Origin of the sequence: Microbacterium sp. Root553 (genome assembly GCF_001426995.1) — a bacterium.
GTDB lineage: Bacteria > Actinomycetota > Actinomycetes > Actinomycetales > Microbacteriaceae > Microbacterium.
The window spans coordinates 202,662-222,147 of sequence record NZ_LMFY01000003.1; the positions used below are offsets into that span (position 1 = coordinate 202,662).

At 69.1% G+C, this 19,486-nt stretch carries 20 protein-coding genes; 18 read left to right on the top strand and 2 right to left on the bottom strand.

Translation table 11 applies throughout. From position 1 onward, the window contains the following. Positions 1-44: 44 nt before the first annotated feature. Genes ASD43_RS16645 through hisH form a run of 3 tightly spaced genes read left to right on the top strand, consistent with a single transcriptional unit; the run spans position 45 to position 2,391 of the window. On the top strand, positions 45-1,139 hold the full coding sequence (locus ASD43_RS16645) for a histidinol-phosphate transaminase (RefSeq protein WP_200946628.1): 1,095 nt from the start codon (positions 45-47) through the stop codon (positions 1,137-1,139). Then, a complete protein-coding gene (gene hisB / locus ASD43_RS16650; RefSeq protein ID WP_056421084.1) occupies positions 1,136-1,753 on the top strand; it encodes an imidazoleglycerol-phosphate dehydratase HisB in 618 nt (205 codons plus the stop codon). The genes ASD43_RS16645 and hisB overlap by 4 nt, the downstream gene beginning before the upstream one ends. Then, positions 1,750-2,391 carry an imidazole glycerol phosphate synthase subunit HisH gene (gene hisH / locus ASD43_RS16655; RefSeq protein ID WP_056421087.1) on the top strand — a complete coding sequence of 214 codons (642 nt, stop codon included), beginning with the start codon at positions 1,750-1,752 and terminating at the stop codon, positions 2,389-2,391. The genes hisB and hisH overlap by 4 nt, the downstream gene beginning before the upstream one ends. Before the next feature lie 73 nt (positions 2,392-2,464). On the opposite strand, the gene ASD43_RS17445 is transcribed toward hisH, so the two are convergent. After that, entirely contained in the window at positions 2,465-4,195 is a 1,731-nt protein-coding gene (locus ASD43_RS17445) for a MinD/ParA family ATP-binding protein (RefSeq protein ID WP_056421089.1), read from the bottom strand. Positions 4,196-4,349: 154 nt separating this feature from the next. Here ASD43_RS17445 and priA point away from each other — a divergent pair, with 154 nt between their 5' ends. After that, a complete protein-coding gene (priA, locus tag ASD43_RS16665) occupies positions 4,350-5,099 on the top strand; it encodes a bifunctional 1-(5-phosphoribosyl)-5-((5-phosphoribosylamino)methylideneamino)imidazole-4-carboxamide isomerase/phosphoribosylanthranilate isomerase PriA (RefSeq protein ID WP_056421092.1) in 750 nt (249 codons plus the stop codon). Next, the gene (locus ASD43_RS16670; protein ID WP_056421093.1) at positions 5,080-5,889 is read left to right on the top strand and encodes an SseB family protein; all 810 of its coding nucleotides are present in this window, start codon (positions 5,080-5,082) and stop codon (positions 5,887-5,889) included. The genes priA and ASD43_RS16670 overlap by 20 nt, the downstream gene beginning before the upstream one ends. Positions 5,890-6,075: 186 nt before the next feature. On the opposite strand, the gene ASD43_RS16675 is transcribed toward ASD43_RS16670, so the two are convergent. Continuing rightward, the gene (locus tag ASD43_RS16675) at positions 6,076-6,474 is read right to left on the bottom strand and encodes a DUF1844 domain-containing protein (protein ID WP_045252679.1); all 399 of its coding nucleotides are present in this window, start codon (positions 6,472-6,474) and stop codon (positions 6,076-6,078) included. A gap of 231 nt (positions 6,475-6,705) precedes the next feature. On the opposite strand from ASD43_RS16675, the gene infC reads away from it, so the two are divergent. The 13 genes from infC to pheT all read left to right on the top strand — a co-directional run bounded on the left by infC (position 6,706) and on the right by pheT (position 19,465). Beyond that, complete coding sequence (infC, locus tag ASD43_RS16680) at positions 6,706-7,356, top strand: translation initiation factor IF-3 (protein ID WP_082539511.1); 651 nt, start codon at positions 6,706-6,708, stop codon at positions 7,354-7,356. Between the two features lie 72 nt (positions 7,357-7,428). Further along, positions 7,429-7,623: a 50S ribosomal protein L35 gene (rpmI, locus tag ASD43_RS16685; RefSeq protein ID WP_017828564.1), complete on the top strand. Its 195-nt coding sequence runs from the start codon at positions 7,429-7,431 to the stop codon at positions 7,621-7,623. A gap of 32 nt (positions 7,624-7,655) precedes the next feature. Next, positions 7,656-8,042: a 50S ribosomal protein L20 gene (gene rplT, locus ASD43_RS16690; RefSeq protein ID WP_045252681.1), complete on the top strand. Its 387-nt coding sequence runs from the start codon at positions 7,656-7,658 to the stop codon at positions 8,040-8,042. A gap of 101 nt (positions 8,043-8,143) precedes the next feature. Continuing rightward, the gene (locus ASD43_RS16695) at positions 8,144-8,956 is read left to right on the top strand and encodes a TrmH family RNA methyltransferase (protein WP_056421105.1); all 813 of its coding nucleotides are present in this window, start codon (positions 8,144-8,146) and stop codon (positions 8,954-8,956) included. 129 nt (positions 8,957-9,085) lie between these two features. Continuing rightward, a complete protein-coding gene (locus ASD43_RS16700) occupies positions 9,086-9,754 on the top strand; it encodes a response regulator transcription factor (protein WP_056421106.1) in 669 nt (222 codons plus the stop codon). A 6-nt stretch (positions 9,755-9,760) separates the two neighbouring features. Next, a complete protein-coding gene (locus tag ASD43_RS16705) occupies positions 9,761-11,137 on the top strand; it encodes a sensor histidine kinase (RefSeq protein WP_056421108.1) in 1,377 nt (458 codons plus the stop codon). Beyond that, on the top strand, positions 11,134-12,126 hold the full coding sequence (locus ASD43_RS16710; protein ID WP_056421110.1) for a TAXI family TRAP transporter solute-binding subunit: 993 nt from the start codon (positions 11,134-11,136) through the stop codon (positions 12,124-12,126). Before ASD43_RS16705 ends, ASD43_RS16710 begins: the two co-directional genes overlap by 4 nt. A gap of 353 nt (positions 12,127-12,479) precedes the next feature. After that, the gene (locus ASD43_RS16715; protein ID WP_374612801.1) at positions 12,480-13,229 is read left to right on the top strand and encodes an amino acid ABC transporter ATP-binding protein; all 750 of its coding nucleotides are present in this window, start codon (positions 12,480-12,482) and stop codon (positions 13,227-13,229) included. A 75-nt stretch (positions 13,230-13,304) separates the two neighbouring features. Then, positions 13,305-14,222, top strand: a complete 918-nt coding sequence (locus ASD43_RS16720; protein WP_056421112.1) for a glutamate ABC transporter substrate-binding protein — start codon at positions 13,305-13,307, stop codon at positions 14,220-14,222. An 81-nt stretch (positions 14,223-14,303) separates the two neighbouring features. Next, complete coding sequence (locus tag ASD43_RS16725) at positions 14,304-14,951, top strand: amino acid ABC transporter permease (RefSeq protein ID WP_045252686.1); 648 nt, start codon at positions 14,304-14,306, stop codon at positions 14,949-14,951. After that, positions 14,948-15,871, top strand: a complete 924-nt coding sequence (locus ASD43_RS16730) for an amino acid ABC transporter permease (RefSeq protein WP_056421115.1) — start codon at positions 14,948-14,950, stop codon at positions 15,869-15,871. Before ASD43_RS16725 ends, ASD43_RS16730 begins: the two co-directional genes overlap by 4 nt. A gap of 49 nt (positions 15,872-15,920) precedes the next feature. Then, complete coding sequence (gene pheS / locus ASD43_RS16735; protein ID WP_056421116.1) at positions 15,921-16,961, top strand: phenylalanine--tRNA ligase subunit alpha; 1,041 nt, start codon at positions 15,921-15,923, stop codon at positions 16,959-16,961. Beyond that, positions 16,961-19,465 carry a phenylalanine--tRNA ligase subunit beta gene (gene pheT, locus ASD43_RS16740; protein ID WP_056421204.1) on the top strand — a complete coding sequence of 835 codons (2,505 nt, stop codon included), beginning with the start codon at positions 16,961-16,963 and terminating at the stop codon, positions 19,463-19,465. Before pheS ends, pheT begins: the two co-directional genes overlap by 1 nt. The last annotated feature ends 21 nt before the right edge of the window (positions 19,466-19,486 follow it).

A 19,486-nucleotide genomic window follows, 5' to 3' on the forward strand; every position in this document is an offset into this window, starting at 1 on the left:
CATTCACCGTCACCTCGGAGTGAAGCGGTCGTGCGCGGCCTACCATGGGAAGGGTGACTGCATCACTCGACGACCTCCCGCTCCGTGACGATCTCCGAGGGCTCACGCCCTACGGTGCCCCGCAGGCTCCGCTGCCGGTGGCGCTGAACGTGAACGAGAACACGCATCCGGTTCCCGACCTCGTGGCGAGCGACATCCTCGACGACATCGCGGTCGCGCTCCGTGACGTCAACCGATACCCGGATCGCGAGTTCACCACACTGCGCGACGGCTTCGCGGACTATCTCGGTCACGGCCTGCAGGCTGAGCAGATCTGGGCCGGAAACGGATCGAACGAAGTGCTGCAGCACATCCTGCAGGCCTTCGGGGGGCCCGGCCGCACGGCGTTCAGCTTCGCACCGACCTACTCGATGTACCCGCTGATCGCGCAGGGGACCGGCGCCCGCTGGATCGCGGGGACCCGCCAGCCCGACTACACGATCACCCCCGAGGAGGCGACAGCCCAGGTGGCCGACGCCGACCCGGATGTGATCCTGCTGTGCTCGCCGAACAACCCGACCGGCACCCCGCTCGGGCTCGATGTGATCGAGGCGGTGTATGAGGCGTCCCGAGGCGTCGTGGTGGTCGACGAGGCGTACCAGGAATTCGCCCCACGAGAGGCTCCCTCCGCGCTGACCCTGCTCGAGGGGCGCCCTCGTCTGGCGGTCTCGCGCACCATGAGCAAGGCCTTCGCGTTCGCGGGTGCCCGCGTCGGATATCTCGCCGCCGACCCCGCGTTCATCGATGCGCTGCGGCTCGTGCGCCTTCCGTATCACCTGAGCGCCCTGACGCAGGCTGCTGCCGTCGCGGCCTTGCGCAACTCCGAAGTGATGCTCGGCATGGTCGCCGAGATCGTCGAGCAGCGTGACCGCATCTCGGCGACGCTCGAAGCGCTCGGCTACACGCCCCATGAGTCCTGGTCGAACTTCGTCCTGTTCGGCGGCGTCGCGGATCCGCACAGGGTGTGGCAGCAGCTGTACGACCGCGGCGTGCTCGTGCGCGATGTCGGCATCCCCGGACACCTGCGTGTCACCGCGGGAACAGAGGCCGAGACCACGGCATTCCTCGATGCCCTCGCCTCGATAGGATCGGACTCATGAGCACCCCTGCCCCGACACCCCGCACCGCGACGCGCGTGCGCAGCACGTCGGAGTCCACCGTCGAGCTCGAGCTGAACCTCGACGGCACCGGATCCAGCCGCATCGACACCTCGGTGCCGTTCTTCGACCACATGCTGACGGCGTTCGCGAAGCACTCGCTCACCGACCTCACGGTCCGCGCCTCCGGTGACACCCAGATCGACGCCCACCACACGGTCGAAGACATCTCGATCGTGCTCGGACAGGCCATCCGCGAAGCTCTCGGCGACAAGTCGGGGATCTCCCGATACGGAGATGCCCTCGTTCCGCTCGATGAGGCTCTCGCCCAGGCCGTGGTCGACATCTCCGGGCGTCCGTACCTCGTGCACACCGGCGAGCCTGTCGGGTTCGAGCACCACCTCATCGGGGGCCACTTCACCGGGTCGCTCGTGCGGCACACGTTCGAGGCGATCGCGTTCAACGCCGGACTGACCGTGCACGTGCGAGTCCTCGGCGGCCGCGACCCGCATCACATCGCCGAGGCCGAGTACAAGGCGTTCGCTCGGGCCTTCCGCCAGGCCAAGGCCCTCGACCCCCTGGTCGACGGGGTGCCGTCGACGAAGGGTGCGCTGTGAGCGGCGCGCCCAGGGTCGCCGTCTTCGACTACGAATCAGGCAACGTCCATTCTGCGGTGAAGGCTCTCGTCGCCGCGGGCGCCGATGCCGTCCTCACGCGCGACCGCAAGGAGGCGACCGAGGCCGACGGTCTGCTCGTCCCCGGCGTGGGGGCGTTCCAGGCCGTCCGTGAGGCGCTCCACGCCCACGGCGGCGATGAGATCATCGATCGGCGTCTGGCCGGCGGACGCCCCGTGCTCGGCATCTGCGTCGGGATGCAGGTGCTCTTCGCTCACGGCGTCGAGCGTGGACACGATGCGGAGGGGCTCGGCGAATGGCCGGGAGCGGTCACGGAGCTCAACGCGCCGGTGCTGCCGCACATGGGATGGAACACGGTCGAGCCCGGCGCCGACTCGGTGCTGTTCCGGGGCATCGAGCAGGAGCGCTTCTACTTCGTGCACTCCTACGCCGCTCAGTCCTGGGAGCTCGACGTGATCCCGCCGTTCCCGCAGCCGGTTCTCACCTGGTCGACGTACGGCGATCCGTTCCTCGCGGCGGTGGAGAACGGTCCGCTCTCCGCGACGCAGTTCCACCCGGAGAAGTCCGGCGAGGCGGGGATCCAGCTGCTCCGCAACTGGGTCGGAAGCCTGCGCGGCTGAGTCGTCCCGCGCTCGGCATCCGCCTGTCGCGAGTGTCGCAGAGCAGGCGAAGGTCTCGCGTGTCGCGCGTGACTCAGAAGCCTCGCGCGACCGCGGCCGCGGCGGAGAGCCAGGCGCGCTGAGTGGGTGCAGCCAGCGCACGGAGCCGCAGATGCCCGTCGACCATCTCGCGGTCGAACGGGATGTCGACGACCTCTCGCGCGAGCGAACGGTAGCCGGCGACGACCTCGGAGACGTCCGCAGCGGATGCTTTCGGGTCCGCTTGGCTGACGACGACGACGGACTCGCGCGCGAGCCGGGCCGAGCGTTCGTCGCGGTCCTCCAGGGCTTCGAGCAGGAGCGCGCCGGCCTCGGCATGGTCGTCCCGAGTGGTGGTGGCGACGACGATCTGGTCGGCGAGATCGATCATCCGCAACCACATCGGGTCGGATTCGTCGTTGCCGGAGTCGATGATGATCAGGCGGTAGAACTTCGCGGCGACCGCATGGATGGCATCGACGTCGGTGGGGCTCAACCGATTCTCGTGCGCGAGGCGGATCGGCTTCGACCGGAGCACGTCGTACTTCTCCTGCGGCTGGTGGTGCACGAAGTGCGCCAGGTCGGCGGACTGCCCCTGTGCGCCGAGCAGCCGCTGCGTCTGCGGCAGCAGTTCGAGCAGGGTCCTGTCGTGCGCGCCGGTCTCGGTGCGCCAGCCGAGCGTGCCGCGGGTCTGGTTGTTGTCCCAGGCGAGCACTCCCGCACCGCCGTACTGGGCGAAGACCGCCGAGAGCAGGACCGTGGCGGGCGTCTTGCCCGCACCGCCCTTGCCGTTGACGATCGCGACGGTGCGAGGACCAGGCCAATGCCGACTGACGGCGTGCTCGTCGTCACGCACCGCGCGTTCGCGGGAGTCGGGACCGAGGGAGAAGCCGACGCGGTTCAGGAGGCCCCGCGCACCCCGACGGGCGGGTTCCTCGCGTCGCTCGTCCTGCAGGAAGGAACGGCGCTCGACACCCTGCTCGCGCTGCTGGCGTCTGGAGGAGGAGGACGCGTGCGGTGCGGCCGCGGAATCGGCGGGCGCGGCGCGGGGAGCCGGGGGTGCGGGCGGCGCGACGATGTCGTCCCGGAACGGGATCCTCGCGGGGGCGTGTGCCGGTGTCGGTGCCTCTCGCTGCGCCTGTGCCGGTGTCGGTGCCTCTCGCTGCGCCTGTGCCGGTGCCGGTGCCGGTGCCGGAGTCGGTGCCGGCGCCAGAGTCGGGGACGGGGAGGGAGCCGAGGCGTCGGCGGAGGACGGAGACGCGGATGCCGCCGGAGATACGGATGCCTCCGGAGCCGGAGCCGGAGCCGGAGCCGGAGCCGGAGCCGGAGCCGGAGTCGGTGCGGAGGTTGCGGCCTGTGCCTGTGTCGGAGCCGGGGAGGCGAGCGGGGGTGAGGCCGGAGGTGTGGACGGCACCGGGGGAGTGGGCGGAGTCGTCGCCACAGCCGGCGTGGGAGGCGCCGACGGCCGCGGCGCGGGCGGAGTCGGCACCGGGGGGAGGGCGATCGCCGGGGTCGGCCGATCGGCGGACCCGGACGCCGGAGCCTGCGCGCGCGACCAGGCGGCGGCTGCGGCCGCCGCTGCTCGCGTCCCCGGCACGGGAGGACGGTCGGATGCGGCTGTGCGCAGGGGGCGTGTCTGCTCGATGTCGTCGGGGAGCGGTGGCACCGCGGAGGGGGCGACGATCTCCTGCGGCTCGTCGGCCGCAGGGGCCGCACCGGTATCGGGCGTCTCGGGGTTGCCGCGCCGCAGGGGGCCGACTCCACGCGCATCCGCATCGCGCACCATGGAACATCTCCTCACCGACCGAACAGGGGCGTGATCGAGGCTACCGCGTGCCGCCTCCGTTCTCTGCCGTCATCGTTTTGGAGCGGGAGGATGCGCGGGATAGTGTCGATTCTCGTGCCGACGAATCGGCCCTCCCATCTCACCTGAGGACGTCATGAACGACTTCGCGCAGTCCCCATCGCTCACCCTGCTCCCCGCGGTCGATGTCGCCGGAGGCAAGGCCGTCCGTCTCACCCAGGGCGAGGCAGGCACCGAGACCAGCTACGGCGACCCGTTGGACGCCGCAGGCGAGTGGGTCGCGCAGGGCGCCAAGTGGATCCACCTCGTCGACCTCGATGCGGCCTTCGGGCGCGGCACCAACGCTCCGATCCTGCGCAAGGTCATCAAGCAGTTCAAGAACGTCAACGTCGAGCTCTCGGGTGGCATCCGCGATGACGCCACGCTCGAGGCGGCGCTGGAGAGCGGTGCGACGCGCATCAACCTCGGCACCGCGGCACTGGAGAACCCCGAGTGGGCCGCCGATGTGATCAGCCGCTACGGCGAGGCGATCGCCGTCGGCCTGGACGTCCGCGGCACCACTCTCGCGGCGCGCGGCTGGACGAAGGAGGGCGGCGACCTCTGGGAGGTCCTCGAGCGCCTCGAAGACGCGGGCTGCAGCCGCTACGTCGTCACCGACGTCACGAAGGACGGCACTCTGAAGGGACCGAACCTCGAGCTGCTGCGCGAGGTCACGGCACGCACCCCCAAGCCCGTGGTCGCCTCGGGTGGCATCTCGAACCTCGACGACATCGCCGCTCTTCGCGAACTCGTCCCGCTCGGCGTCGAGGGCGCCATCGTCGGAAAGGCCCTGTACGCGGGAGCGTTCACGCTGGCCGAGGCGCTGGATGTCGCCGGCGACGACTGATGGGCCGAGCGGCCACGGCGACCACGATCACGCGGCCGGTCACGGTGATTCCGCGGGTGTCCCCTGGGAGGGGCGCAGCTTCGAGTCGAACCCGCATGCCGCCGACGACGGGTCTGCCGACCCCGCCCTGCTGGCGGCACTGCTGCGGTTCCGCGCCGGTGAGGGCAGTCAGGTCGAGGTCGTCGACGCCTTCCGCAACGCGAGGATCCTGATCCCCCTGATCGCAGAGAAGGGTGACGAGGGCGTCGCGCCCAGCGGTCTCGCCGTCGACAAGACGCAGGAGCTGTCGATCGTGACGGTCGCTGCACCCGACGGACGTCGCGTGCAGCCGGTGTTCTCGTCCGTCGAGGCGATGCGCACGTGGGATGCCACGGCGCGGCCGATCCCGGTCGAGGCCGTGCGTGCGGCGCTTGCGGCATCGGCCGAGGACACCGACCTCATCGTGCTCGACCCGACGTCGGACACCGAGTTCATCCTCCGTCGCCCCGCGGTCTGGGCTGTCGCGCAGGGACACGCCTGGGAGCCGAGCTTCCTGTCGCCCGAGGTGTTCGGGGCGCTGCAGGAGAGCGTCGCGCACGAGCTGGCCGTGATCGACGTCGCGGTCGCGCCCGGTGATCCCGACGCCCGCCTGCGTGGGCCCGAGCTCGTCGTGGTACTCGAGCTCGTCGACGGCCTCGAGCGCGAGGTCCTCGATGCCGTGCTGTCGCGCCTCGCGCAGCGCTGGGCGGGCGATGACCGCATCGCCGTCCTCGCCGACTCCCTCACCGTCAAGCTGCGCCGCTCGATCTGATCGGTCCCGCGGTCTGATCGGTCCCGCGGTCTGATGCTGCCCGCAGCCCGGTCAGGATGCAGGACCGATGCACGGATGCAGGGACGGATCGGGTGATCCGTCCCTGCATCCGTGCCGTGATCCTGCATCCGTCCCGTCGAACGCCGCGGAGCCCGGAATCAGGACCTAGGAGCCCGGAATCAGGACCTAGTTGACCGGCCCGGTCCACTTCTCGCCCGGGCCCTTGCCGATCGGGTCGGGGATGGGGGACGCCTCGCGGAACGCGAGCTGCAGGGAACGCAGACCGTCGCGCAGCGATCGGGCGTGCATGTCGCTGATCTCGGGCGCTCCCGCGGTGATCAGCCCGGCCAGGGCGTTGATCAGCTTGCGCGCCTCGTCGAGGTCGAGCTGAGCGGCCGCGTCGGGGTCGTCGGCGAGGCCCAGCTTGACGGCCGCCGCGCTCATCAGGTGCACGGCCGCAGTGGTGATCACCTCGACCGCGGGGACGTCGGCGATGTCCCGTGTGGCTGAAGACGCCGCCTCCTCTTGCCGTGCCCAGCGCTCTTCGCGCTCGCGTGCAGCCTCGTCCGATGCCTGGTTCGTCACTTCGCCTTGCCTTCTGTTAGACTGTGTCGGGCTCCGGAGCGTCATGCTCCGGCACGAAAGAGGATTCACTTCCCACCCGCGCTTGCCGTTCCAGGCTACCGGGTCTTGCACTCCACCGGATCTCGTCGTCAGACGGGATCCGGCAGATCGGGTGCGGAGCCGGCGTCTGAATGCCGGTGGGTGGGACGATTCTGACTTCGCCCGGGATGCTGACAGCATCCTGGTGGCCGAATCCACTCGTCTAAGGAGTTCCGCATCAGCGATCCCCGCACCAATGAGCGCATCCGCGTCCCCGAGGTCCGCCTCGTCGGCCCCGCGGGTGAGCAGATCGGCGTCGTCCGCATCGAGGCGGCGCTGCGCCTTGCGCAGGAAGCCGACCTCGACCTCGTCGAGGTCGCACCCAACTCGAAGCCGCCCGTGGTCAAGATCATGGACTACGGCAAGTTCAAGTACGAAGCTGCCCAGAAGGAGAAGGAAGCTCGCCGCAACCAGGCGAACACCATCCTGAAGGAGGTGCGCTTCCGTCTGAAGATCGAGGCGCACGACTACACGACCAAGCTCAAGCGCGCCGAGGGGTTCCTCAAGGCCGGAGACAAGGTCAAGGCGATGATCCTCTTCCGCGGTCGCGAGCAGTCGCGCCCCGAGCAGGGCGTGCGTCTGCTCCGCAAGTTCGCGGAGGATGTCGCCGAACTCGGAACGGTCGAGTCCAACCCGACCATCGACGGTCGCAACATGGTCATGATCGTCGCTCCGATGAAGAGCAAGTCCGAGGCCAAGCAGGAGCAGAACGCCGTTCGCGACGCACAGCGCGCCGACAAGAAGCAGGCTGCTCGCGATGCCAAGACCGAGGCGGATGCACCCGCCAAGGCCACCGCGGAGTAACTCCCGCCCCCAGACTCCCGCACCGCGGGTTGACACCGTCGCCTGAGAAGGCGCCATACGAAGGAAGAGAAGATGCCGAAGCAGAAGACCCACTCGGGTGCTAAGAAGCGCTTCAAGATCACCGGCAGCGGCAAGCTGAAGAAGCAGCAGGCCGGGATGCGCCACAACCTCGAGCACAAGTCGAGCCGTCGCACCCGCCGCCTCAACCAGGACCAGGTGCTGTCGAAGGCTGACACCAAGGTCGCCAAGAAGCTTCTCGGTCGCTGAGCGCCCGAACGCACGAATAGGAACACAGGAAAATGGCAAGAGTCAAGCGGGCGGTAAACGCCCACAAGAAGCGTCGGGTCATCCTCGAGCGCGCCTCCGGCTACCGCGGTCAGCGTTCGCGCCTCTACCGCAAGGCCAAAGAGCAGGTCATCCACTCCCTGGTCTACTCGTACCGTGACCGTCGCAAGCGCAAGGGCGACTTCCGTCGTCTGTGGATCCAGCGCATCAACGCTGCGGCCCGTCAGAACGGCATCACGTACAACCGCTTCATCCAGGGCCTCGGCCTCGCGGGTGTCACGGTCGACCGCCGCATGCTCGCCGACCTCGCGGTCAATGACGCAGCGACGTTCACGACCCTGGTCGAGACGGCGAAGAAGGCACTGCCCTCCGACGTCAACGCACCGAAGTCGGCCGCGTAGGCAGCTCTTCACCACAGTGGGCGCTCTCCTTCGGGAGGGCGCCCTCTGTCGTTCCCGTCGCCGTGCACGGCAAGGGCGTCGTCGTTCTCTAGACTGAGATCGTGCTGGAGAACCCGCGTTCGCCCCGAGTCCGAGCTGTCGCGAAGCTCACCAAGCGCAGCGCCCGCAGCGAGACCGGCCTGTTCCTCCTCGAGGGGCCGCAGGCGGTGCGCGAGGCGCTGACCTACAGCCCCGAGGCGATCGTCGAGCTGTTCGCGACGCCGGCCGGCTGGGACAAGCATCCCGACATCCGGGCGAAGGCCTCGTCGGCCGACGTCGAGGTCGAGCACGTCACCGAGTACGTCCTGAACGCGATGGCCGACACGGTCACACCGCAGGGACTCGTCGCGGTCGTGCGGCAGACGCCCACTTCGGTGCGCGACATCTTCGCGGCCTCGCCGCGCCTCGTCGCGATCTGCGAGGAGATCAGGGACCCCGGCAACCTCGGCACGATCATCCGAGCCGCAGACGCGGCGGGTGCGGATGCCGTCGTGCTGACCGGCCGTACGGTCGACCCGTACAACCCGAAAGTCGTGCGCGCCACGACAGGATCGCTCTTCCACCTGCCCGTGTCGGTGGGGGCGGAGCTCGAGGACGTCGTCGAGAAGGCTCACGCCGCGGGGCTGCGGGTGCTCGCCGCCGATGTGAAGGGCGATGATCTGCTGCGTGCCCGCGCAGACGGCGTCCTCGCAGAGCCCACTGCCTGGCTGTTCGGAAACGAGGCCAGGGGACTCGAGGATGAGGCGCTGGCTCAGGCCGATCAGGTGCTGAAGCTCCCGATCTTCGGTCGGGCGGAGTCGCTGAATCTGGCGACTGCGGCCAGTGTCTGCCTGTATGAGAGCGCCTTCGCGCAGCGCGCAGGCTCCGTCGACTGACCTCCGGCGGGCCGACGTCCCCGCACGAAGCCGCATGTCGGCGCCCCGTCGCCGGGTGAGCTGCCGTATGCGCGCCCGCACGGCTGATAGATTGAGGCCTGCTCGAGCGGAGAAGGGGCCCCGGAGTCGATGCAGATTCTGATCGTGGAGGACGACGACCGTGTCTCGGCCGCCCTCGAGGCCTTTCTTGCACGATCCGGCTACGCCACGGTGCGCGCCTCGGACGGTGCCGCCGCGCTCGAGCTTCTGGGCGCGGACACCGAGGTCGTCCTGCTCGATCTCGGGCTGCCCGACATCGACGGCGTCGATCTGTGTCGCCGTATCCGTGGCCGTTCGGAGGTGCCCATCGTCATCGTGACGGCGCGCAGTCAGGTGGCGGAGCGCATCAGGGGTCTGCGGGCCGGAGCAGATGACTTCGTCGTCAAGCCCTACGACGTGCACGAGCTTCTGGCTCGCATCGAGGCGGTCACCCGGCGGTCGCGCCCGATCCGCCCCGAGTCCGAGGCGGTGGTGCTCCTGCAGGACGGTGCCGTGCAGATCGATCTCGTGGGCAGGCAGGTGCTCATCGACAGCTCCGCGATCGAGCTCACCCGCAAGGAGTTCGACATCGTCGCGGTGCTGGCCAGGTATCCGGGAGTCGCCGTGCCGAAGGAACGGCTGATCCGCGAAGTGTGGAACACCGACTGGCGCGGCTTCGGGCACTCCCTCGAGGTACACGTGGGTGCGATCCGCCGCAAGTCCGGCGCGCACCGTCTCATCGAGACCGTGCGCGGCGTGGGCTACCGGCTGGCGGGGTGACGGGCGATGCTGCGCCGTCTCGTCGTGGTGTTCCTCGTGCCGCTGCTGGCCGTCCTGCTGCTGCTCGGCAGCGCGACGGCGTGGAGTGCGACCCGTGGCATCCAACAGGCGTTCTATGCCGAGCAGCTCGGTGACCTCGGGTACTTCGCCGCGAGTGCGCGTCAGGCGCTGCGGTCGGGGAGCACCACGGTGATCGATGCGGAGGTGCAGCGTTTCCATGAGGTCTACGGGACGGAGGTGATGGTCTTCGATCTCGCGGGCGGCATCTGGGCGGCCGGGGGAGCGGTCGACCGGGTCCTCGCGGATGACGAGGCCGCGCGCGTGCGTCTCGCGCTCTCCGGCCGTCGCGCAGACGCTCCGGAACCGGTCTTCCCCTGGATGCTCGCCGAGTCGTCCCTCGCCGAGCCGGTGTTCGACGACGGTGATGTGATCGGGGCCGTGATGGTGTCCGCGGATGTCGATGCGCCCCGTACGCAGATCCTTCAGCAGATCCTCCTTCTCAGCATCGTGTCGATCCTCGCTGTCGGGTTGGGGGTGCTCCTGGTTTTCCAGATGGCACGGTGGGTGCTGTCACCGGTCAGGCGCCTCGACGAGGCGATGGTCGCGATCGAGCGCGGGGCGATGGACGCCCGCGTGTCGGAGGACACCGGACCGCCGGAGCTGCGCCGCATGACGCGGGTGTTCAACGGCATGGCGGACGAGATCGAACGGGTGATGACGCGGCAGCAGGAGTTCGCGCTCAACGCCTCGCACGAACTGCGCAACCCGCTGAACGCCCTGCTGCTGCGCGTCGAGCACCTCTCGACCGGACTCGGAGCGGAGTGGCAGGGCGATATCGAGGAGACCCGCGAGGAGGGGCGACGGATGGTGCGGATCCTCGAGACGCTGCTGGGCCTTGCGCGCGGCGGGCGCGCCGACATCGCCGTCTCGGCCGTCGATCTGAGCGTGCTGGCGGCTCGCCGGGCGGACGCCTGGCGGGATGTCGCCGCGCAGCGCGGGGTCCGGATGCAGGCCGGCGCCGAGGCATCCGTGATGAGTGTGACCGATCGCACGATCGTCGAGAGCGCCCTCGACGCGGTGATCGACAACGCGGTGAAGTTCTCGCCCGCCGACTCGGTCGTGGTGGTCGAGGCATCGAGGGAGGGCGATCTGTGCCGGCTCACGGTGCGCGATCACGGTCCTGGCCTCACGATCGCCGAAGCGGCCTCGGCGGCGGACCGGTTCTGGCGCAGCGAGGACAGCGGCGAGACGCCGGGAACGGGATTGGGGCTGGCGATCGCGACCGACCTGCTGGAGTCGATCGGCGGCGCGCTCGCGGTCTCCTCTGCCGACGGCGGTGGCCTCGTCGTGGCCCTCGTGCTGCCGGACGGAGCGGACCGATGAACGGTGCTCGGCGTCCGCGCGGCTCCAGAGGCTCACGGTGGGGGCGGATCACGGCGGCCGTCCTGGTGCTCGTGATGGCCGGTGCGTCGAGCGCCTGCGCCGGGCGGTCGGAGCACTGGGGCACGGCGCGGTATGTGATCGCCGGAGGAGGGTCGAACGGCCTCTACTTCGCGTACGGCAGCGAGCTCGCGACGGAGCTGTCGTCCTCACTGGACGTGCGGATGGAGGCCGCCGAGACCGCGGGATCGGTCGACAACCTCCTCCGTGTGAGCTCGGGTGAGGCGCTCCTCGGATTCGCGCAGGGCGACGCGGCGGCGGATGCCGTCGCCGGAGCCGGTCCGTTCGCCGAGCCGATGCCCGTGCAGGCGGTCGCCCGGTTGTACGACGAGTACCTGCACGTCGTCGTCCGCGCGGACTCGCCGATCGACTCGCTCGACGATCTGGCCGGACGGCGGGTCTCCCTCGGGGCCGAGAACTCCGGAGTCAACGTCATCGCCTCACGCGTGCTCGACGCCGCCGGCGTGGACGTGGCCACCATCGAGGATCCGGAGCTGGATCTGGGCGAGTCGATCAGCGCGCTGGAGCGCTCGGGCATAGACGGGTTCTTCTGGGTCGGCGGCATCCCGACCCCCGGGATCGCCCAGCTCGCCGAGACCGCTCCCGTGCGGCTGCTGCCCATCGAGCAGAGCTGGGTCAACACGGTCAATGCGCGTTACTCCGACGCCTACCGTCCTTCCGACTTCCCGATCGGGCTCTACGGGCTCGATGCGTCCCAGCCGACGATGGCGGTCCCGAACTACCTGGTGACGTCGTCCGAGACCCCGGACGGCATGGTGCGCGACGTCCTCGAGGGCCTCTTCGACGCCAGGACCCGCATCGCCCGGAACGTTCCTGCCGCGGCACTCCTGGACCTGAGGCAGGCCATCTTCTCGGGACCCGTGGCCCTGCATCCCGGCGCGATCGCCTATTACCGGAGCCAGCGGGACTGACCCCTCAAGAAATCCTCAAGAAGTCCTCCCCCCGACGGGCCGCTCTGCCACTCTGAGGATCGATCGCGCTCGATTCGACGGAGAATTCAGATGCCACAGTGCCCACGCCCCTCGCAGAGGCGCGCACTCAGCGACCGTCTCGCCCCGTCGCACGATCGCATCCGGCCGGAGGCCTGCCGCCGCGTTCTCCTCGGGGGAGGGGCGCAGCGGCAGGGACGCCTCCGCGGCTCGCGGGGGCGGGCCGCGGGGCGCTCCGCGTCCGGGGCGCGGTCCGATGCCTCGCGCGGTTACGAACGTGTAAATGTCGCCGCGTCCGTGTGGAGCCACGTGTTCGACCTGGCTAGTTTGGAGAAATGATGACCTCTGGTAAGCCTCTCGTCGTTGTCGACAACGTTCAGAAGCACTACGGCGACTTCCAGGCACTGACCGATATCGATCTCACGGTCAACGCCGGCGAGGTCGTCGTCGTGATCGGCCCGTCGGGTTCGGGCAAGTCGACGCTGTGCCGCACGATCAACCGCCTCGAGACGATCACGAGCGGGTCGATCAGCATCGACGGCAAGGAGCTGCCGGCCGAGGGCAAGGGGCTCGCGAACCTGCGCGCCGACGTCGGCATGGTGTTCCAGTCGTTCAACCTGTTCGCGCATCTCACGATCCTCGAGAACGTGACGCTCGGTCCCATCAAGGTCCGTGGTCTCAAGAAGGCCGCCGCCGAGAAGGAGGCCATGCAGCTCCTCGAGCGCGTCGGCATCGCGAAGCAGGCATCGAAGCTCCCCGCGCAGCTCTCGGGCGGACAGCAGCAGCGCGTGGCGATCGCCCGTGCGCTCGCGATGCACCCCAAGGTGATGCTGTTCGACGAGCCGACCAGCGCACTCGACCCCGAGATGATCAACGAGGTGCTCGATGTCATGGTCGACCTCGCGCACGAGGGCATGACGATGATCGTCGTCACCCACGAGATGGGCTTCGCCCGCAAGGCCGCCGACCGGGTGGTCTTCATGGCCGACGGGCGGATCGTGGAGGAGGCGACTCCTGAGGAGTTCTTCACGAACCCGAAGAGCGACCGTGCCAAGGACTTCCTCTCGAAGCTCCTCACGCACTGACGCGCGCAGCACGACGCACATCAGCACCCACGCACTTCACAGACCCTGCACACACAGCACACGAAGGAGACGCACATGCGACGCACACGGACACTGGCAGGCATCGGGATCGCCGCGGCAGCGCTGCTCGCGCTGACCGCCTGCAACAGCGGCACGCCGTCCAGCACGGGAGCCCCGGAGGGGGGCGACGAGGGTGACACCTCCAGCAGCACTCCGTGGACCGTTCTGACCGATGTCAGCATCGATGGCAGCCCCACGTTCGACCGGATCGAGTCCGCCGGCACGATCAAGGTCGGAGTCAAGGAGGACCAGCCCGGTCTGGGCTACCTGGACCCGGTGACGAACGAACGCACGGGATTCGACGTCGACATCGCCCGCTGGATGGCGGCATCGCTCGGAGTCGACCCGGAGAAGATCGAGTTCCAGGCGATCGCTTCCGCGAACCGCGAGCAGGCGATCGTGAACGGCGACATCGACTACTACGTCGGCACGTACTCGATCACCGACAAGCGCAAGGAGCAGATCTCCTTCGCCGGTCCGTACTTCGTCACAGGTCAGGGACTGCTCGTCGGCGCAGACAGCGATATCAAGAGCGTGGACGACCTGAGCGCGGACACGACCGTGTGCTCGGCGACGGGATCGACTCCGATCCAGAACATCAAGACGAACTACCCCGACGTGCCCACCAAGGAATACGACACGTACTCCAAGTGCGTCGAGGACCTCAAGAACGGCCAGGTCGATGCCGTCACCACCGATGAGGCGATCCTCATCGGCTACGCGGCTCAGGACCCGGACAAGCTCAAGGTCGTCGGGGAGCCGTTCAGCGAGGAGCGCTACGGCATCGGACTCGCCAAGGGCGATGACGCGCTGGCCGAGTACTTCAACACGCAGCTGACCGACGGCGGCGAGATCTGGCAGCAGATCTTCGACAACAACCTCGGCGCCTCCGGCGTCAAGGCGACCCAGCCCGAGGTCGATCCGATCGGCTGATTCCCGCGGGGCGGTCGACTCGCTCGACCGCCCCGCTCACCGGCAGGAACCATCCGAGAATTCGAATCGACAGGAGCACCAGTGGGAGTCATCACCGACCACCTCGATCTCTGGGGAGAGGCGCTGTGGGGAACCATCGTGCTGTTTCTGGGCGGTGGCATCATCGCGCTGGTCCTCGGACTGATCGTCGGGGCAGCGCGCGTGTCCCCGGTTCCGATCGCCCGCGCCGTCGGAGGCGTGTACGTCAACTGGATCCGCAACACACCGCTGACGCTCGTCATGTTCTTCTTCGCGTTCTGCCTCCCGATCCTGCTGGGGGAGCGCGTGAACTCACTGCTCCTGGCCGTGATCGCGCTCGGGCTCTACACCGCGACCTACGTCGCCGAGGCGTTGCGCGCCGGCATCAACACCGTGCCGGTCGGCCAGGCCGAAGCGGCGCGTGCGATCGGCCTGAACTTCGGACAGGTCATGCGCTACGTCGTGCTGCCGCAGGCGACGCGCTCCGTTGTCCCGCCGATGATGAGCGTCCTGATCGCTCTCATGAAGAACACCACGGTGGCCGCCGGCTTCTCCGTCGTCAACCTCGGCACGATCCGCGCGGCGCTCAGCGAGCGCGGTGAGAGCGCGCTCGTCGTGCTGCTGTGGGTCATGGTCCTGTTCGTGGTGCTGGTGCTGCTGCTCGCCTGGGTGCAGCGCGTTCTCGAGAACAAGTGGAGGATCGCGCGATGAGTTCCGTCCTTTTCGACGTCCCCGGCCCTCGGGCCATCGCTCGCAACCGACTCATCGGAGTCGCCACCATCCTCGTCGTCCTCGCCGTGCTCGGTTGGGTCGTGTGGAGGCTGATCGCCACCGGTCAGTTCTCAGCCGAGAAGTGGAACATCTTCACGTTCTCGGCCGTCTGGGTCCGCTTCGGCGAAGGGCTGCTGTCGACGCTGGCAGCGTTCGTCGTCGCCGGTGTCGGGGCCATCGCCCTCGGCTTCCTGCTCGGCATCGGACGCCTGTCGGAGCACGCCTGGGTGCGTGAGCCGGTCCGGTGGATCATCGAGGTGCTGCGAGCGGTTCCGGTGCTCATCCTGATGATGCTGCTGTACTACGGCCTCCCCGTGATCGGCGTGAAGATGCCGCCCTATTGGGCCGTCGTGATCGCCCTGATCGTGTACAACGGATCGGTGCTCGCCGAGGTCCTCCGAGCCGGCATCGAGTCCCTGCCCCGTGGGCAGAAGGAAGCCGGTTACGCGATCGGACTGCGAAAGACCGGGGTGATGTACTTCATCCTCATCCCGCAGGCCGTGCGCGCCATGATGCCGGTGATCATCGCGCAGCTCGTCGTGGCGCTCAAGGACACCGCGCTCGGGTTCATCATCACCTACCAGGAGCTGCTGTACGTCATCAACCAGATCGGCAACCAGGCGCCGTACGGATCTCCGCTGATCCCCGCTGCACTCGTCGGCGGGTCCATGTACGTCGCGGTCTGCCTCCTGCTCTCGTACGTCGCATTCCGTCTGCAGAAGCGCGCGCGCCGTTCGCCGGCTCAGACCGCGGCCGCCGGAAACGTCGCGGCCGACGACGAGTCGACTCTGACCCAGGTGATCGCGCTGCAGAAGGGCGCGGGCGCGTCTGGTCTGGACGGCGGTTCGGGCAGGGGCTGACGGTCTGGCGGCGCGGGGTGACCACCGCGCGCCGGTAGACTCCTGTCTCGTGTCTGAGTCTCCCGAAATCACCCCGGAAGCCGTCGAGGCCGCTGTCGCAGCCGCCCTCGAAGCGATCGCCGCAGCCGCCGATACGGCCGAGCTGAAGACGGCCCGAGCAGCCCACGTGGCCGACGGCTCGCCGCTCGCCGTGCTGAACGCCTCGATGCGTCAGGTCGCCCCTGAGAACAAGGCCGCTTTCGGCAAGCTCGTCGGCCAGGGTCGTGGGCAGGTGACCAAGGCGCTCGCCGCCAAGGAGGCCGAGCTCGCCGCCGCCGAGGTGGCCGCCCGCCTCGAGGCCGAGCGCGTCGACATCACCGCCGTGCCGTCGCGCACGCGCGTCGGTGCACGGCATCCGCTGACGCTGCTCAGCGAGCAGATCTCCGACATCTTCGTCGGCATGGGATGGGAGATCGCGGAGGGGCCGGAGCTCGAGCACGAGTGGTTCAACTTCGACGCCCTGAACTTCGACGTCGACCACCCGGCCCGCCAGGAGCAGGACACGTTCTACGTCGACCCGACGTCGCGTCACCTGGTGATGCGCACGCACACGAGTCCCGTGCAGGTGCGTTCGATGCTCGACCGCGAGGTGCCGATCTACGTGCTGTGCCCCGGCCGGGTCTACCGCACCGACGAGTTCGACGCGACCCACCTGCCGGTGTTCACGCAGTTCGAGGGCCTGGTCATCGACAAGGGCATCTCGATGGCGCACCTCAAGGGCACGCTCGACCACGTCGCGCGTCAGCTCTTCGGGCCCGAGGCGAAGACGCGCTTCCGCACCAACTTCTTCCCCTTCACCGAGCCCTCCGCCGAACTCGACCTGTGGCACCCGACCTTCAAGGGCGGTGCGCGCTGGATCGAATGGGGCGGCTGCGGCATGGTGAATCCGAACGTGCTGCGCGCGGCGGGCATCGATCCCGATGTCTACAGCGGCTTCGCCTTCGGCATGGGCGTCGAGCGGGCACTGATGTTCCGCAGCGATGTGCAGGACATGAGGGACATGGCAGAGGGCGATGTCCGATTCAGCGAGCAGTACGGGATGGTGGTGTGATGCGCGTCCCGCTTTCGTGGTTGCGTGAGTACGTCGATCTGGCAGCGGATGCGACGCCCGAGGACGTCCTCGCGGCGATGGTCACCGTGGGCTTCGAAGAGGAGGACGTGCACCGCTTCGACATCTCCGGCCCGGTCGTCGTCGGTCAGGTCGTGTCGCTCGAGGGCGAACCGCAGTCCAACGGCAAGACGATCAACTGGTGCCAGGTCGATGTCGGCGCTTCGAACGGCGGCGTCCGCGGCATCGTCTGCGGCGCCCACAACTTCACGGCAGGCGACAAGGTCATCGTGACGCTTCCCGGCGCGGTGCTGCCCGGGCCTTTCCCCATCGCCGCGCGCAAGACGTACGGCCATGTGTCGGACGGCATGATCGCCTCGGCGCGCGAGCTCGGCCTCGGCGACGAGCACAACGGCATCCTCGTGCTCGCGGACCTCGGCATCGACGCGCCCGTCGGCACCGACGCCATCAGCCTGCTCGGGCTCGATGACGTCGCCGTCGAGATCAACGTCACCCCCGACCGCGGGTACGCCTTCTCGCTGCGCGGTGTCGCCCGCGAGTACTCCCACGCCACCGGCTCCTCCTTCCGCGACCCCGCCGAGCGCGACGTCGCCGAGCTGCAGCCCGGCACCGGCCACACGGCGATCGTCGACGATGCGGCACCCATCCGCGGCAACGCCGGCGCGAGCGAGTTCGTCACCCGCGTGGTGCGCGGGGTCGACCCGTCACGGCCGACCCCGCCGTGGATGATCGCCCGTCTGTCGCTCGCCGGCATGCGCTCGCTCGGCATCCTCATCGACATCACGAACTACGTGATGCTCGAGCTCGGCCAGCCGCTGCACGGATACGACCTCGACCGTCTCACCGGCGGCATCACGGTGCGCCGTGCGGCACCGGGGGAGAAGATGACGACCCTCGACGGCCAGGAGCGCACGCTCCACGGCGAGGATCTGCTGATCACGGACGAGTCGGGACCGATCGGCCTCGCGGGGGTCATGGGCGGCGGTACCACCGAGATGAGCGAGTCCACGCGGAACGTCCTCATCGAGGCCGCGACCTTCGACCCGATCACCATCGCGCGCAGCGCCCGTCGCCACAAGCTCCCCAGCGAGGCGTCCAAGCGGTTCGAGCGCGGCGTCGACCCGCTGGTGCCGTTCGTGGCGGCGCGCCGGGCCGCGGATCTCATGGTCGAGCTCGCCGGAGGATCGCTCACCGACGAGGGGGGAGCACTGTTCGCGGAGGTCTTCGTCGGCGACATCCACCTGCCCGAGGGTTTCGTGCAGGCGCTGATCGGCGTCGACTACACCGATGCCGAGATCACCGACGCGCTGACGATGATCGGCGCCGAGGTCACCGCGGCCGAGGGCGGCTGGCTCGTCATCCCACCGACCTGGCGCCCAGACATCACCGACAAGTGGTCCCTCGCCGAGGAGGTCGCCCGCATCCACGGTCTCGACCGCATCCCCTCGGTGCTTCCGACGCCGCCCTCGGGTCGTGGTCTGACCGCGCACCAGCAGGGTCGCCGGCGGGTGGCCGACGCCCTCGCGGCGGCGGGACTCGTCGAGACGCCGTCGTTCCCGTTCACCACGGCGGCCGAGAACGACCTGCACGGCTCCGCATCGGGAGAGCACCTGCCCAGCATCCGGCTCGCGAACCCCCTCGACGGATCCGCGCCGTTCCTGCGCCGCTCGCTCATCCCGGGCCTGCTGCAGATCGCACATCGGAACATCTCGCGCGGCCTCACGGATCTCTCGCTGTTCGAGACCGGTGTCGTCTTCCTGCCCGAGCCCGGTGTCGAGTACGGCACCGACGAGGTCCCGCCGCTCGGTGAGCGCCCGTCGGACGAGACGCTGGCAGCGCTGAACGCCTCGATCCCGCCGCAGCATCGTCACGTCGCCGTGCTGCTCACCGGGAACGTCGTCGTGCGCCAGCCCGGCCGCACCGCCGAGGTCGCGGGTCTCTCCGAGGCTCTCGACGCGGTCCGTGTGATCGGTGCCGCCGCCGGGGTCGACATCGATGTCGCGCAGGGGCGTCGCGCCGCTCTGCACCCGGGGCGTACCGGCGTGCTGTCGGTCGCGGGCGTCGAGGTCGGATACATCGGCGAGCTGCACCCCGACGTCTCGGCCGCGGCCGACCTGCCGGGGCGAGCCACGGTGCTCGAACTCGATCTCGACGGCATCCTCACGCTCGCGACGCCTCGTGCCGTGGCGGCATCGTTGTCGACGTTCCCTGCCGCCACCCAGGACGTGTCCCTGGTGATCGACGCGGGCGTCGCCGCGGGCGAGGTGCGCGAGGCGTTGGCCGAGGGGGCAGGATCGCTGCTCGAGGGCATCCGCCTCGTCGACGACTACCGCGGCGACGGCCTCCCGGCCGGGCAGAAGAGCCTCACGTTCGCGCTGCGCTTCCGTGCCGATGACCGCACGCTGACCGCCGCGGAGGCGACCGAGGCGAAGCTCGCCGGTGTCGCCGTGGCGTCCGAGCGTTTCGGTGCGACCCTGCGCGACTGATCCGCAGCGCTCACTGCACGA